Raw genomic sequence first — 15022 nt, 5'->3', positions numbered from 1 at the left:
GGCGGGCCCGTAGCAGGGTCGACCAGGACGGGACCCGAGCACGCCGCCCCTCGGAGACCAAAGGCAGGTGGAAACGGATGCGGACGCTGGCCGTCGTGGGTGGCGGCGTCATCGGGCTCGGTGTGGCCTGGCGGGCCGCCGAGGCGGGCTGGTCGGTCACCCTGTTCGATCCCGCCGTCGGATCCGGCGCGTCGTGGGTGGCGGGCGGCATGCTCGCCCCGCTGTCCGAGGGCTGGCCGGGGGAGGACCGGGTGCTCGCGTTCGGCGCCGCCTCGCTGGCCCGCTGGCCGGAGTTCGCGGCCCGCGTCGAAGCCGCCACCGGCGTGGCGGTGCTGGTGGCCGACGCGACACTGACCGTCGCGCTGGACGCGGCCGACGCGGCGGACCTGCGCACGGTCGCCGAGTGGGTCGGTGGCCGCGGGCACGAACTCCAGGTGCTGGACCGCGCGGGCGTGCGTGCGCTGGAACCGAATCTCGCACGCACGGTGCGGGCCGGGCTGCACGCGTCCGCCGAGCCCGCCGTCGACAACCGCCGCCTGCTCGCCGCGCTCCGCCAGGCCGCTGAGACCGCCGGCGTGCAGGTCCGCGCCGAATCCGTCACGGCGCTCGACGAACTCACCCACGATCAGATCGTGCTCGCCGCGGGCGCGAGCTCCGCGCGGCTGTGGCCCGAACTGCCGGTCCGTCCGATCAAGGGCGAGATCCTGCGCCTGCGCCATCGCCCCGGCGTCGCCCCCGCACCGCTTCGCGTCGTCCGGGCGAGGGTGCACGGCCGGTCGGTGTATCTCGTTCCCCGCCCCGACGGAATCGTGGTCGGCGCAACGCAATACGAGGCAGGTTTCGACACCGCGGTGACCGTCGCCGGTGTCCGTGACCTGATCGCCGACGCCGAGGCCGTCTTCCCGGGCATCGGCGAATACGAGCTGGCCGAGGCGAGCGCGGGTTCGCGCCCGGGCACCCCGGACAACCTGCCCTTGCTCGGTAGACTGACCGACCGGGTGATCGCGGCCACCGGCCACGGCCGCAACGGCATGCTGACCATGCCGCTCACCGTGGACGCGGTACTCGCCCAGCTCGCCGATACCCCGTTGCCCGAGGCGGAACCCGCCGACCCGCAACGTTTTTCGACGGCTCACCAGCCGTCCCCTTTGTCATCCGCAGGAGGAGTTCGATGACTTCGACATCCGTACCCATCGGCGTCACCGTGAACGGCACAGATCACGAGTTCGCCGAAACCCTCACCGTCCGTGAGCTGCTCACCCGACTGGAGCTGCCGTCGCAGGGCATCGCGCTCGCGGTGGACGGCGCGGTGTTCCCCAAATCCCGCTGGGGCGAGCCGGTCGGTCGCGGCTGGCAGATCGAGGTACTGACGGCGGTCCAGGGTGGCTGACGTCGAGAGCGCTTACGCCCCACTGCGCATCGCGGACCGCGAGTTCGGTTCGCGCCTGATCATGGGCACCGGCGGCGCGGACAACCTCGCCGTGCTCGAGGAGGCGCTCATCGCCTCCGGCACCGAGCTCACCACCGTCGCCATGCGCCGGGTGGATGCCGCGGGCGGCACCGGCGTGCTGGATCTGTTGAAGCGCTTGCACATCGCGCCGCTGCCCAACACCGCGGGCTGTCGCACCGCGGCCGAGGCGGTGCTCACCGCGCAGCTGGCGCGCGAGGCGCTCGACACCAACTGGGTCAAGCTGGAGGTGGTCGCCGACGAGCGCACCCTGCTGCCCGACCCGATCGAGTTGGTCACCGCCGCCGAACAACTCGTCGACGACGGTTTCGTGGTGCTGCCCTACACCACCGACGACCCGATCCTCGCGCGCAGGCTCGAGGACGCAGGCTGCGTCGCGGTGATGCCGCTTGGCTCGCCGATCGGCACCGGCCTCGGCATCGGCAACCCGCACAACATCGAGATGATCGTCGCGGAGGCGAAGGTCCCGGTCATCCTGGACGCGGGCATCGGCACCGCCAGCGACGCCGCGCTGGCGATGGAGCTCGGCTGCTCGGCCGTGCTGCTGGCCACCGCGGTCACCAGGGCACGTCAACCGGAGTTGATGGCCGAGGCGATGGCGGCCGCGGTACGTGCGGGGTATCTGGCGCGCCAGGCGGGTCGCATTCCCAAGCGGTTCTGGGCGCAGGCGTCCTCCCCCTCGCTCTGACCAGGTCGTCTACCGGATCTTCCCTGTTCAGGTGACGGGTCAGGGTGCCATGACCGGGGTAGTCAGGGTGCAGTCATCCTCGAGGATGATCGAACTCGACACTTTGTAGTGACGCGCGTCGCGGCATTTTCCGGAATGCTGGTCGTCATGATCGAGCTGAGAGGGCTGACCAAGCACTACGGGCAGACCGTCGCGGTTCAGGATCTTTCCTTCACCGTTCGACCCGGACAGGTGACGGGGTTCCTGGGCCCGAACGGAGCCGGTAAGTCGACGACGATGCGGATGATCCTGGGGCTGGACAAGCCGACCGCAGGTACCGCACACATCTTGGGCAAGCCATACCGCGAACTGGACCATCCGCTCCGCACCGTCGGCGCGCTGCTCGACGCCAAGTGGGTGCATCCGAATCGCTCGGCACGCGCGCACCTGGAGTGGATGGCCGCGTCCAACGACATCGCCAAGTCCCGGGTGGAGGAGGTGCTGCGGCTGGTCGGCCTGTCCGAGGTGGCGGGCAAGACCGCGGGCGGCTTCTCCCTGGGCATGTCCCAGCGGCTCGGCCTGGCGGGTGCCCTGCTCGGTGACCCGCAGGTGCTGCTGTTCGACGAGCCGGTCAACGGCCTCGACCCCGAAGGCATCCTCTGGATCCGCCGGTTCATGCAGCGACTGGCCGCCGAGGGACGGACCGTCCTGGTCTCCAGCCACCTGCTCTCGGAGATGGCGCAGACCGCCGAACACCTCGTGGTGATCGGCCGCGGCCAGCTCATCTCCGACACCACCACGCAGGAATTCATCGAGCGCGCCTCCGAGCAGTCGGTGCGCGTGCGCAGCCCGCAGCTCGACCAGTTGCGCAGCGTGCTCACCTCGAACGGCATGACGGTCCGCGAAGACGGCACCGGCCAGGACGGGCCCGCGCTCGTCGTGGCGGGCGTGCCCAGCGACGCGGTCGGCAAGCTGGCCGGCGCGAACGACATCACGCTGTTCGAGCTTGCGCCGCAACGCGCTTCGCTGGAAGAGGCGTTCATGCGGATGACCGGCGGCGCCGTGCAGTACCACGGCGAAGGCTTCGATCAGGCGATGGGAGGTGCGCTCTGATGGGCGTGCTGGCAGCAGAACGAATCAAGCTCACCTCGACCAGGTCGCCCTGGTGGTGCTCCGGCATCGTCGTGGTGCTCGCCATCGGGCTCGCCGCGCTGTTCGCGCTGGTCACCAAGTCCGCGGGCGACAACCCCGCGGAGGGGACCCCGGTGCTCGACGTGAGCACCGCGACGGCCGGTGTCGTCGGCTTCGGCGTGATGGTGCTGATGATCATGGCGGCGTTGACCGTGACCAGCGAGTACCGGTTCGGCGTCATCCGCACGACGTTCCAGGCGGTGCCCAATCGCATCAAGGTGCTGTTGACCAAGACCGCCCTCGTCGGCGCCTTCAGCGCCGTGCTCACCACCATCCTCGCCTTCGTCGCCATCGGCGTGGCCAAGGCCATCGGCGGGTCCGCGCCCGCGGCGAACCTGACCTTGGACGGGCAGTGGCGAGCCGTCTACGGCATCCCGATCTACGCCTTCCTGATGATCGCGGTCGCCATCGGGGTGGGCGTGCTGGTCCGGCAGTCCGCGGCGGCGATCTCGCTGATCGTGCTGTGGTCGTTGCTGATCGAGCCGCTGCTCGGCGCCTTCGGCAGCTTCGGCCGCAATGTCACCCCCTTCCTGCCCTTCCAGAACGCGAGCCACTTCCTCAGCGTCTCCGAGTCCGGCGCCAACTGGCACTGGGGCCCGTGGGGCAGCCTGCTCTACTTCATCGGCTTCACCGCGATCGTCTACGGCGCGGCGCTGGTCATGATCAACCAGCGCGACGCCTGACGACACAAGCCACCCGAGTTGCTTCCCTCGCCACTCGGGTCTGGGGCGCCGACCTTGTCGGGAGGTACGCGCGCCCCGTCACCGCCCCGCCACTGCCCGGCGGACGGTGTGACATCGGCCCGGTGCGATTCCTTCGCACCGGGCCGATGGCGTCTCTGGATGTGCCGCTGGGAGCGCTTGCGAGCACGCAGGTGCGAGGCCGCATTATTACTGGTCAACGGCCCATGTGAACATCGCAAAAACTGTGAAACACGTCGCTTCAACCATGCCGAAACCGCGAGTAGAGTTCGGGTCAGCAACCAGCTCGTTATCCATCGGCGGCCCCAATGTCGTGCCCGCTCAGTCCGTCGGGAGGTAGCAGGTGGCCATGATCAGCGATCCGCCGACGACAGGTCGGCTGAGATACCCTCTGGGCGTGAGCGAAACACCTTCCGGCGGTGCTGCGCCCGGGTCGGAGCCGGAGGACGAGAACGGCCGTCCGCCCGAGGTCGTCATCCCGCTGGTGCCCGCGGACGGGGACGGTGCGATCCGCCGCCCCGGCGCCGGGCTGCGTAAAGGTCAGCTTTCGGCGCTGATGAACGTGGCGAACAATCGGTCGGACTTCATCGGTGTGCTCCGTAAGGCGCGGGAGCAGCTGCCAGGTGATCCCTCGTTCGGCGATCCGCTGTCGGTGACCGGCCCCGGTGGTGCCCGCGCCGTCGCTCGCGCCGCGGACAAACTGGTCGGTGACACTCCGAGTGCCGCTCGGGAAATCGGCTTCGGCGCATTGCAGGTCTGGCAGGCGATGCTGGAACGCGTCGGCCGCGGCAAAGGTAACGCGGAAGTAACTGTCATGTTCACCGACCTGGTGGCCTTCTCCAGTTGGTCGCTCTCCGCGGGCGACGAGGCGACGCTGGAGCTGCTGCGCCGGGTCGCCAAGGCCATCGAGCCGCCGATCGCCGAGCGCGGCGGTCAGGTGGTCAAGCGGATGGGCGACGGCGTGATGGCGGTGTTCCCCTCGGCCGAACGGGCGGTGCGCGCAGCGATCAATGCCAAGCGCAACCTGGCCGACGTCAAGGTGCGCGATTATCGCCCGCAGATGCGGATCGGACTGCACACCGGCTCACCGCGGGAGATCGGCGGCGACTGGCTCGGCGTTGACGTCACCATCGCGGCCAGGGTGATGGAGGCGGGCGGCAACGGCAACACCATGCTGTCCGAGGCGACGCTGCAGTCGCTGAAGCCGGAGACCTTGGCCGAACTGGGTCACACGGTGAAGCCGTACCGGCGCAGCTTCTTTGCCGCGCCGCTGAGCGGGGTCCCCGAGGACCTGCGCATCTTCAAGCTGTCCGGGAACTGAGTCAGCCGCCGACCCACCAGGCGATGCCGCCCGCGATCGCCAGCACGGCGAGCACCGCCAGCGCGATCGCCAGCTTGCGCGCCGTTTTCCAGGTGGAGTAGACGCCGCCGAGCAGAAATCCGGCAAGCGCGAACAGGATCAACACAGTGACGTCGGAGGGCACTGTGTCTATTTTGCCGCGTCTGCGGCACTGCGTGTGCGCGGCCCCTCGGTCTCGGGCCGCGAACGGCGTGCATAGAACTGGCGCGTGCGGGGTCGCCGTCAGTGGTTTGATCGACGCGGTCGGACGTGATCTGAACCACTGATCATTAACAAGCACGCGCGCTTGCTTTTTTCTAGCGCGGGTGTGATGCTGGTCTCCGGAACGCGGACTTCATGGGTGCGGCACGCGGTTGTGCCCTGTCCGCCGTTACAGGAGGCATTCCCACTGATGAGTGTGCTGGCCGCCGACCCGGACGTGCTCCGGATCGGCAACTGTTCCGGTTTCTACGGTGACCGCCTGAGCGCCATGCGCGAGATGCTCGAGGGCGGGCAGCTCGACGTGCTCACCGGCGACTATCTCGCCGAGCTCACCATGCTGATCCTCGGCCGCGACCGGATGAAGGATCCGAGCCTCGGCTACGCCAAGACCTTCGTGAAGCAGATCGAGGACTGCCTCGGCCTCGCGCTGGAACGCAACGTGCAGATCGTCGCGAACGCGGGCGGCCTCAACCCGGCCGGTTTGGCGCAGCGCCTCCGCAAGGTGGCCGCCGACCTCGGGCTGGACGCGAAGATCGCGCACGTCGAAGGCGACGACCTGCTCGCGCGCGCCAGCGAGCTCGGGCTAGGCGCACCGCTGACCGCGAATGCCTACCTCGGCGCCTGGGGCATCGTCGAGTGCCTGAACGCGGGCGCCGACATCGTGGTCACCGGCCGGGTCACCGACGCGTCGGTGGTCGTCGGACCCGCGGCGGCCCACTTCGGTTGGGGCCGAACCGATTACGACGCACTCGCGGGCGCGGTGGTGGCCGGGCACGTCATCGAATGCAGCACCCAGGCCACCGGCGGCAACTACGCGTTCTTCACCGAGCTCGCCGATCTGGGCAGGCCGGGCTTCCCGATCGCCGAAATCCGCAGGGACGGCAGCAGTGTCATCACCAAGCACGACGGCACCGGCGGCGCGGTCACCGTCGACACCGTCGAAGCGCAGCTCATGTACGAGATCCAGGGACCGAGGTACGCCGGGCCCGACGTGACCGCGCGACTGGACTCCATTCGCCTCGACGACGACGGCCGCGACCGGGTGCTGATCAGCGGTGTCGCCGGCGAGGCCCCGCCGGCGCAGCTGAAGGTGTCGCTGAACACGCTCGGCGGATTCCGCAACGAGATGGAGTTCATCCTCACCGGCCTCGACATCGAGGCGAAAGCCGCACTGGCGCAACGGCAATTGGAGTCCTGGTTGCCCACCCGGCCCGCCGAACTCGACTGGACGCTGGCGCGGCTGGACCGCCAGGACGCCGAGACCGAGGAACAGGCCAGCGCGCTGCTGCGCTGCGTGGTGCGCGATCCGGATCCGAACAAGGTCGGGCGCGCGTTCTCCAGTGTGGCCGTCGAACTGGCGCTGGCCAGCTACCCGGGCTGCAGCTTTACCACGTTGCCCGGCAATGGTTCTCCCTACGGCGTGTACACGCCGGGGTTCGTCGCCGCCACCGAGGTGCCGCACGTCGCGGTGCTGCCGGACGGCTCGCGCGTCGATATCGCACCCGCCTCCGACACGCTGACGCTGGCCGACGTTGCCGAGCCAGACCTGCCGGAACCATTGGCAGCCAGCGAAACTCGCCGTGCCCCGCTGGGCACGATCGCGCTGGCCCGCAGCGGCGACAAGGGCGGCAACGCCAATATCGGTGTCTGGGTTCGCACCGACGAGCAGTGGCGCTGGCTGGCGCACACGCTCACCGTCGAACGCGTCAAAGAGCTGCTGCCCGAAACGGCCCCGCTGACGGTCACCAGGCATATGCTGCCCAACCTGCGGGCGGTGAACTTCATCATCGAAGGCCTACTCGGTCAGGGCGTCGCCTATCAGGCTCGATTCGACCCCCAGGCCAAGGGACTCGGCGAATGGTTGCGGTCCCGTCATCTCGACATCCCATTGGAGCTGTTATGAATTCAGTATCGCGGAGCGATTCGGCCGGGGGCGGCGGTCGGGCGACGGGTGGGCATGTCAGTCCGTGGAATACCCCCGAGCGGCGTGAATTGCGCGCCACAGTAAGGGGTTTCGCCGAGCGTGAAGTCCTGCCGTACCTGGACGAGTGGGAGCGCGACGGGGAGATCCCGCGCGAACTACACAAGAAGGCCGGTGCGCTCGGCCTGCTCGGCATCCAATTCCCCGAGTCCGTGGGCGGTTCCGGCGGTGACGGCATCGACGCGATGATCGTCTGCGAGGAAATGCACCAGGCCGGCGCCTCCGGTGGCTTGTTCGCCTCGCTGTTCACCTGTGGCATCGCGGTTCCGCACATGATCGCCTCGGGCAACGCCGCGCAGATCGAGCGCTGGGTGCGCCCGACGCTGGCGGGGGAGAAGATCGGCTCGCTCGCCATCACCGAACCCGGCGGCGGCTCCGACGTCGGGCATCTCACCACCGTCGCACGCCGCGACGGCGACCACTACATCGTCAATGGCGCCAAGACCTTCATCACCTCGGCCTGCCGCGCCGACTACGTGGTCACCGCGGTGCGCACGGGCGGCCCGGGCTCCGGCGGGATTTCGCTGCTGGTGGTGGAGAAGGGCACGCCGGGCTTCACGGTCAGCCGCAAGCTGGACAAGATGGGCTGGCGCGCCTCCGACACCGCCGAATTGTCCTATGTGGACGTGCGGGTGCCCGCGGAAAACCTGGTCGGCCCGGAGAACTCCGGCTTCTTCCAGATCGCGGGCGCGTTCGTCAGCGAGCGCGTCGGCCTTGCGGTGCAGGCGTATTCGAGTGCGCAGCGCTGTCTCGACCTGACCCTGGAGTGGGTGCGCAGCCGGGAAACCTTCGGCCGCCCGCTGATCAGCAGGCAGGCCGTGCAGAACACGGTCACCGAGATGGCCCGCCGCATCGACGTGGCCCGTGTGTACACCCGAGATGTGGCGCAGCGCAGCGCGAACGGCGAGACCGACCTGATCGCCGAGGTGTGCTTCGCCAAGAACACCGCCGTCGAGGCGGGCGAGTGGGTGGCCAACCAGGCCGTGCAGCTGTTCGGCGGTCTGGGCTACATGCGCGAATCCGAGGTGGAACGCCAGTACCGCGACATGCGCATCCTCGGCATCGGCGGTGGCACCACCGAGATCCTCACCGGCCTCGCCGCCAAACGATTGGGGTACCAGTCATGACGACACTGCGCAGCACGCTGGACACCGCCTCGCCGGAGTACGCCGCGGCGGCGGAAGCCATGGCGGCCAAGCTCACCGAGGTCGAGGGCGAGTTCGCCAAGGCGATCGCCGGTGGCGGCCCGGACAAGCTGGCCAGGCATCGCAAGCGCGGCAAACTCACCGCGCGGGAACGCGTCGAACTGCTCATCGATGAGGACTCGCCGTTCCTCGAGTTGTGCCCGCTGGCGGGCTGGGGCAGCGAATTCCACGTCGGCGCAAGCACTATCGCGGGCATCGGCATCGTCGAGGGCGTCGAATGCATGATCGTCGCGCCCGACCCGACCGTGCGCGGTGGCACCTCGAACCCGTGGACGCTGCGAAAGACGCTGCGCATCAACGACATCGTCCGGGAGAACCGGCTGCCGGTGATCTCCCTGGTCGAGTCCGGCGGCGCGGATCTGCCGACGCAGAAGGAAGTCTTCGTCCCCGGCGGCCGGATGTTCCGCGACCTCACCCAGGCCTCGGCCGCGGGTATCCCGACCATCGCTCTGGTCTTCGGCAACTCGACTGCCGGCGGCGCCTACATCCCCGGCATGTCCGATCACGTGGTGATGATCAAGGAGCGCTCCAAGGTCTTCCTCGGTGGCCCGCCGCTGGTCAAGATGGCCACCGGCGAGGAGTCCGACGACGAATCACTCGGCGGCGCCGACATGCACGCCCGTGTTTCCGGCCTGGCCGACTACTACGCGGTCGACGAGCAGGACGCGATCCGGATCGGCCGCTCCATTGTCCGGCGGCTCAACTGGCGCAAGCAGGGCCCCGCGCCGCGCGCCGAGGTGATCGAGCCGCTCTACGACCCCGAGGACCTGCTCGGCATCGTGCCCACCGACCTGAAGATCCCGTTCGACCCGCGCGAGGTGATCGCGCGCATCGTCGACGGCTCCGACTTCGACGAGTTCAAGCCGCTGTACGGCGGCAGCCTGGTCACCGGATGGGCTGAGCTGCACGGGTATCCGATCGGCATCCTGGCCAACGCGCGCGGCGTGCTCTTCTCCGAGGAGTCGCAGAAGGCGACCCAGTTCATCCAGCTGGCCAACAAGACCGACACCCCATTGCTGTTCCTGCACAACACCACCGGCTACATGGTCGGCAAGGAGTACGAGCAGCGCGGCATCATCAAGCACGGCGCGATGATGATCAACGCGGTGTCCAACTCGAAGGTGCCGCATATTTCGGTGCTGATGGGCGCCTCCTACGGTGCCGGGCACTACGGCATGTGCGGGCGCGCCTTCGACCCGCGCTTCGTCTACGCCTGGCCCAGCGCGAAATCCGCCGTGATGGGCGGTGCGCAGCTGGCGGGTGTCATCTCGATCGTCGGCCGGGCCGCCGCCGAGGCCAAGGGCATGCCGTTCAACGAGGAGGCCGACGCCGGGATGCGCGCCATGATCGAGGCGCAGATCGAGGCCGAGTCGCTGGCCATGTTCATGTCCGGGCGCCTGTTCGACGACGGCGTCATCGATCCGCGCGATACCCGAACGGTATTGGGAATGTCCTTGTCGGCCATTCACAATGCCCCGATCAAGGGCGCCGATGGCTTCGGCGTCTTCCGAATGTGAGGGGGACCATGACAACATCGCGCAGCGATTCCATGGTGGGCGGCGGCCGGCTGATCACCACTGTTCTGGTTGCCAATCGTGGCGAGATCGCCCGCCGGGTGTTTGCCACCTGCCGTCGGATGGGTCTGGGCACCGTAGCGGTCTACTCCGACGCCGATGCCGCGGCTCCCCATGTGACCGAAGCCGATGCGGCAGTGCTGCTTCCGGGCAATACGCCCGCGCAGACCTACCTGCGCGGCGAGCTGATCATCGAGGCGGCGCTGGCCGCCGGCGCGGACGCGATCCACCCCGGTTACGGATTCCTCTCCGAGAACGCCGATTTCGCCAAGGCGGTGCTCGCCGCCGGGCTGGTGTGGATCGGGCCGCCGGTCGAGGCCATCGAGCAGATGGGCTCGAAGGTCGCCTCGAAGAAGATGATGGACGCCGCCGGCGTTCCCGTACTGGCCGAGCTCGACCCGGCCGAGGTCACCGAGGCGCACCTGCCGGTCCTGATCAAGGCGTCGGCCGGTGGTGGTGGGCGCGGCATGCGTGTGGTGCGCGGCCTCGGCGACCTCGAGGCGCAGATCGAGGCGGCGCGGCGCGAGGCGGCGTCCGCCTTCGGCGATCCGACGGTGTTCTGCGAGCGGTACCTGGAGACCGGCCGCCACATCGAGGTGCAGGTGATGGCCGATACGCACGGCACCATCTGGGCGGTCGGCGAGCGCGAATGCTCCATCCAGCGCAGGCATCAGAAGGTGATCGAGGAGGCGCCGTCGCCGCTCGTCGAGCGGGTCGACGGGATGCGTGAGCGGTTGTTCGAAGCGGCTCGGTTGGCCGCGGGTGCCATCGGCTACACCGGTGCGGGCACCGTGGAGTTCCTGGCCGACGAGCGTGGCGATTTCTTCTTCCTGGAGATGAATACCCGCCTCCAGGTGGAACATCCGGTCACCGAATGCACCACCGGCCTGGATCTGGTTCGCCTGCAACTAGAGGTGGCGTCCGGGGCCACACTCGCCGCCGAACCGCCGGCGATGTACGGGCATTCGATCGAGGTCCGGCTCTACGCCGAGGACCCGGCGCATGATTGGCAGCCGCAGAGCGGCACCGTGCACCACATCGACATTCCTTCAGTGGCAACCGAATTCGGGCTGCTGGACCGGCCGGGCGTGCGCTTGGACAGCGGCGTGGTGGACGGTTCGGTGGTCGGCGTGCACTACGACCCGATGCTGGCCAAGGTCATCTCCTATGCCGAAACCCGCAGCGAGGCAGCGCGATTGCTGGCCAACGCCTTGCATCGGGCGAAGATTCACGGTTTGGTGACCAACCGCGACCTGCTGGTGTGGGTGCTGCGGCACCCCGCTTTCCTCGCGGGTGATACCGACACCGCGTTCTTCGGCACGCACGGACTCGACACCCTGTCGGCACCTTTGGTGTCGGAGTCCGACGAGGCGTTGTCCATCGTGGCCGCCGCGCTGACCGATGCCGCGGCCAATCGCCGCACCGCCCGGGTCGGCGGCGGACTGCCCAGTGGCTGGCGGAACCTGCCGTCCCAGTCCACGCACAAGCTGTTCGAGAGCCGCACCAGCGGGACACACGACATCGGCTACCGCTACACCCGCGGAGTCGTCTCGGTGGACGGTTTCGACGGGCTCGAGCTCGTCGAAGCGACACCGGATCGCGTCGTTCTCGCCGTTCCGACCGAGAAAGGCGCGGTGCGAAGGCAATTCGCCGTCGCCCGCTACGGCGACCTGGTGTGCGTCGACTCCCCGCTCGGGCCGGTCAGCGTGCGCCGACTGCCGCGCTTCAGCGACCCAGCCGACCAGGTGGCCACCGGCTCACTGCTGGCGCCCATGCCGGGCAGCGTGATCCGGCTCGGCGCCGAGGTCGGCAGCCACGTCGAACAGGGCCAGCCCATTCTGTGGTTGGAGGCGATGAAGATGGAGCACACCATCGCCGCGCCCGCCGCCGGTGTGCTCAGTGCCGTCAATGTCACCGTCGGCCAGCAGGTCGAAGTCGGTGCCGTACTCGCCGTCGTCGACCCTGCCGAGGGCACGGAATCCCAGGAGAGCAAATGAGAGAGCGCAGCGAACGAATCATGTGCCAGCGTGCGAAGCACATGCCGGAACCGAGCGTCAGCGAGGTGCAGGCATGAGCTTCATCGAGACCGAAGAACAGACGGCGCTGCGGGCGGCGGTCGCCGCGCTTGCCGCGAAGTACAACTACCGCGACTACGTGCTGCCGAAGGCGCGCGCCAACGAGCCGCTGACCGAACTATGGGACGAGGCAGGCAAACTCGGCTTCCTCGGCGTGAACCTCCCTGAGGAGTACGGCGGCGGCGGGGCAGGCCTGTACGAGCTGGCGCTGGTCATGGAGGAACTCTCCGCCCAGGGCGCGGGCCTGCTGCTCATGGTCGTCTCCCCGGCCATCTGCGGCACCATCATCACCAAGTACGGCACCGACGAGCAGAAGCAGCAGTGGCTGCCCAAGCTCGGTGACGGCTCGGCCAAGATGGTCTTCGGCATCACCGAGCCGGACGCGGGCTCGAACTCGCACCAGATCACCACCACCGCGCGCCGCGACGGGGACGACTGGATTCTCAACGGGCGCAAGATCTTCATCTCCGGCGTGGACCAGGCCGAGGCCGTGCTCATCGTGTCGCGCACCGAGGATCACAAGACCGGCAAGCTCAAGCCCGCCTTGTTCATCGTGCCGACCGACGCCGAGGGCTTCCACAAGACGCCGCAGGAAATGGACATCATCGAGCCGGACCACCAGTTCACGCTGTTCCTCGACGATGTCCGCCTGCCCGGCAGCGCGCTGGTCGGCAGGGAGGACGCCGCACTGATGCAGCTGTTCGCCGGCCTGAACCCGGAGCGGGTGATGGGCGCCGCGATGGCCATCGGCCTCGGCCGCTACGCCATCGATCGCGCCGTCGAGTACGCCAAGGAACGCACCGTGTGGAAGACGCCGATCGGTGCGCACCAAGGCATTTCGCATCCGCTGGCCCAGGTGAAGATCGAGCTGGAGCTGGCGAAGCTGATGATGCGCAAGGCGGCGACGCTCTACGACACCGGCGACGAGATGGGTGCCGCCGAGGCCGCCAATATGGCGAAATACGCTGCGGCCGAGGCGAGTATCAAGGCACTCGACCAGGCGATCCAGACCCACGGTGGCGCCGGCCTCACCAAGGAGTACGGCTTGGCCGCCATGCTGGCCGCCGCGCGGATCGGCCGGATCGCCCCGGTCAGCCGCGAAATGGTGCTGAACTTCGTCGCCCAGTACTCGCTGGGCCTGCCGAAGTCCTACTGAGAGGCCTTCCCCCCATGACCGAGACCGTGACCGGTCCGTTCGTCCGCTATGACGTCGCGGACGGCTTCGCGACGCTGACGCTCGATTCGCCGCACAACCGGAACGCGTTGTCGTCCAAGCTCGTCGCCGAACTCCTGCAGGGGCTCGACGACGCGGCCGCCGACGACGCGGTCCGTGGCATCGTGCTCGCGCACACCGGCAACACCTTCTGCGCGGGCGCCGACCTCACCGAGGCGAGCAATGCCGACCCCGCGGTGGCGGCCGACGACCGCACCCGCACCATGATCGGTGTGCTGCGCCGCCTGCTCGCCACCCCGAAGCCGGTGATCGCCCAGATCGACGGCAACGTGCGCGCAGGCGGCATGGGCATCGTCGCGGCCTGCGATATCGCGGTGGCCGGCCCGACCAGCAGTTTCGCCCTCACCGAGGTGCGAATCGGGCTGGCCCCGTTCATGATCTCGCTGACCCTGCTGCCCCGGCTCACCTCGCGTGCGGCCGGTAGGTACTTCCTGACCGGCGAGAAGTTCGGCGCCGACACCGCCGAACAGATCGGGCTGATCACCGTCGGGGCCGCCGACCCGGTGGCCGAGGTGGCGCGGCTGCGCGCGGAGCTGCGCAAGGGCTCGCCGCAGGGGCTGGCCGAGAGCAAGCGACTGGTGAACGCGGCCGTGCTGGCCGAGTTCGACGCCTCGGCCGAGGAGCTGGCCAAGCGCTCGGCGAGCTTCTTCGGCACCGCCGAGGTGCACGAGGGCATGGCGGCCTTCCTGCAGCGCCGTCCGCCGAGCTGGGCACAATAGCCCCATGGCGACACCCCACGAACCCAAGCAGGACCGCAGCCGAGCCACCCGGCAGCGCCTGTTGGAGGCGACCATCGACTGCCTGGCCGAAACCGGCTGGGCGGCAGCGACGGTCGCGGTCGTCGCCGAGCGGGCCGGGGTGTCCAGGGGCGCGGCGCAGCATCACTTCCCGACCAGGGAAGACCTGATCACCGCCGCGCTGGAGTACATGTTCGACAGCCGGACCCAGCAGGCCAAGGACGAGGCGATCGCGGTCGCCGCCTTGGCCGACGGGGTCGGCCGCACCGAGGCCGTGGTGGCGGGCCTGGTCGAGTCCTACACCAGCCCGCTGTTCAAAGCGGCGCTGCAGGTCTGGACACACGCGGCCGCCGATCCGGCGCTGCGTGAGCGAATTGTCCCGTTGGAAGCCAAATTCGGCCGGGTCTCGCACCGGCGCGCGGTGGAGGCGCTTGGTGTCGACGACGCCGATCCGGTCACCCACCACCTCGTTCAGGCCACCCTCGACCTGGCCCGCGGTCTCGGCCTGGCCGACGTGCTCACCGACGACTCCGCGCGTCGCAAGCAGATCGTCCAGCAGTGGGCGGCCACCCTGCACACGGCGTTGAACGCGCCGCGCTGAATGTGCTGAGCCGATCGGCGCGCAACA

The 15022-nt window shown here is 68.9% G+C and carries 14 protein-coding genes; 13 read left to right on the top strand and 1 reads right to left on the bottom strand.

From position 1 onward, the window contains the following. The first annotated feature begins 77 nt into the window (after nucleotides 1-77). From thiO to DMB37_RS18635, 6 genes are all read left to right on the top strand, one after another. Nucleotides 78-1175, top strand: coding sequence for a glycine oxidase ThiO (gene thiO / locus DMB37_RS18660; RefSeq protein ID WP_135233811.1), 1098 nt, complete (start codon nucleotides 78-80; stop codon nucleotides 1173-1175). After that, a complete protein-coding gene (gene thiS, locus DMB37_RS18655) occupies nucleotides 1172-1390 on the top strand; it encodes a sulfur carrier protein ThiS (RefSeq protein WP_135233810.1) in 219 nt (72 codons plus the stop codon). The genes thiO and thiS overlap by 4 nt, the downstream gene beginning before the upstream one ends. After that, the gene (locus tag DMB37_RS18650; protein WP_135233809.1) at nucleotides 1383-2156 is read left to right on the top strand and encodes a thiazole synthase; all 774 of its coding nucleotides are present in this window, start codon (nucleotides 1383-1385) and stop codon (nucleotides 2154-2156) included. The genes thiS and DMB37_RS18650 overlap by 8 nt, the downstream gene beginning before the upstream one ends. Before the next feature lie 147 nt (nucleotides 2157-2303). After that, entirely contained in the window at nucleotides 2304-3248 is a 945-nt protein-coding gene (locus tag DMB37_RS18645; RefSeq protein ID WP_135233808.1) for an ABC transporter ATP-binding protein, read from the top strand. Next, entirely contained in the window at nucleotides 3248-4009 is a 762-nt protein-coding gene (locus DMB37_RS18640) for an ABC transporter permease (protein ID WP_135233807.1), read from the top strand. Before DMB37_RS18645 ends, DMB37_RS18640 begins: the two co-directional genes overlap by 1 nt. Nucleotides 4010-4424: 415 nt before the next feature. Further along, a complete protein-coding gene (locus tag DMB37_RS18635) occupies nucleotides 4425-5348 on the top strand; it encodes an adenylate/guanylate cyclase domain-containing protein (RefSeq protein WP_135233806.1) in 924 nt (307 codons plus the stop codon). 1 nt (nucleotide 5349) lies between these two features. On the opposite strand, the gene DMB37_RS40590 is transcribed toward DMB37_RS18635, so the two are convergent. Beyond that, nucleotides 5350-5511, bottom strand: a complete 162-nt coding sequence (locus DMB37_RS40590) for a hypothetical protein (protein WP_167768881.1) — start codon at nucleotides 5509-5511, stop codon at nucleotides 5350-5352. Between the two features lie 267 nt (nucleotides 5512-5778). Here DMB37_RS40590 and DMB37_RS18630 point away from each other — a divergent pair, with 267 nt between their 5' ends. The 7 genes from DMB37_RS18630 to DMB37_RS18600 all read left to right on the top strand — a co-directional run bounded on the left by DMB37_RS18630 (nucleotide 5779) and on the right by DMB37_RS18600 (nucleotide 14995). Beyond that, nucleotides 5779-7491, top strand: coding sequence for an acyclic terpene utilization AtuA family protein (locus tag DMB37_RS18630; RefSeq protein ID WP_135233805.1), 1713 nt, complete (start codon nucleotides 5779-5781; stop codon nucleotides 7489-7491). Next, nucleotides 7488-8696 carry an acyl-CoA dehydrogenase family protein gene (locus DMB37_RS18625; RefSeq protein WP_135233804.1) on the top strand — a complete coding sequence of 403 codons (1209 nt, stop codon included), beginning with the start codon at nucleotides 7488-7490 and terminating at the stop codon, nucleotides 8694-8696. The genes DMB37_RS18630 and DMB37_RS18625 overlap by 4 nt, the downstream gene beginning before the upstream one ends. Next, a complete protein-coding gene (locus tag DMB37_RS18620; protein WP_135233803.1) occupies nucleotides 8693-10291 on the top strand; it encodes an acyl-CoA carboxylase subunit beta in 1599 nt (532 codons plus the stop codon). Before DMB37_RS18625 ends, DMB37_RS18620 begins: the two co-directional genes overlap by 4 nt. Nucleotides 10292-10299: 8 nt before the next feature. Beyond that, on the top strand, nucleotides 10300-12345 hold the full coding sequence (locus DMB37_RS18615; RefSeq protein WP_240772447.1) for a biotin carboxylase N-terminal domain-containing protein: 2046 nt from the start codon (nucleotides 10300-10302) through the stop codon (nucleotides 12343-12345). Between the two features lie 73 nt (nucleotides 12346-12418). Further along, nucleotides 12419-13579 (top strand): acyl-CoA dehydrogenase family protein, encoded by a 1161-nt coding sequence (locus DMB37_RS18610; protein ID WP_135233802.1) that lies wholly within the window; start codon nucleotides 12419-12421, stop codon nucleotides 13577-13579. A 14-nt stretch (nucleotides 13580-13593) separates the two neighbouring features. After that, a complete protein-coding gene (locus DMB37_RS18605) occupies nucleotides 13594-14376 on the top strand; it encodes an enoyl-CoA hydratase family protein (protein ID WP_135233801.1) in 783 nt (260 codons plus the stop codon). Nucleotides 14377-14380: 4 nt separating this feature from the next. Continuing rightward, nucleotides 14381-14995, top strand: a complete 615-nt coding sequence (locus DMB37_RS18600; RefSeq protein ID WP_135233800.1) for a TetR/AcrR family transcriptional regulator — start codon at nucleotides 14381-14383, stop codon at nucleotides 14993-14995. Nucleotides 14996-15022: the final 27 nt, after the last annotated feature.

It is taken from the genome of Nocardia sp. CS682, assembly GCF_004634405.1.
Taxonomy (GTDB): Bacteria; Actinomycetota; Actinomycetes; order Mycobacteriales; family Mycobacteriaceae; genus Nocardia; species Nocardia ninae.
Note: the sequence above shows the minus strand (reverse complement) of the source record. Positions and strands in the feature narration are given on the sequence as shown.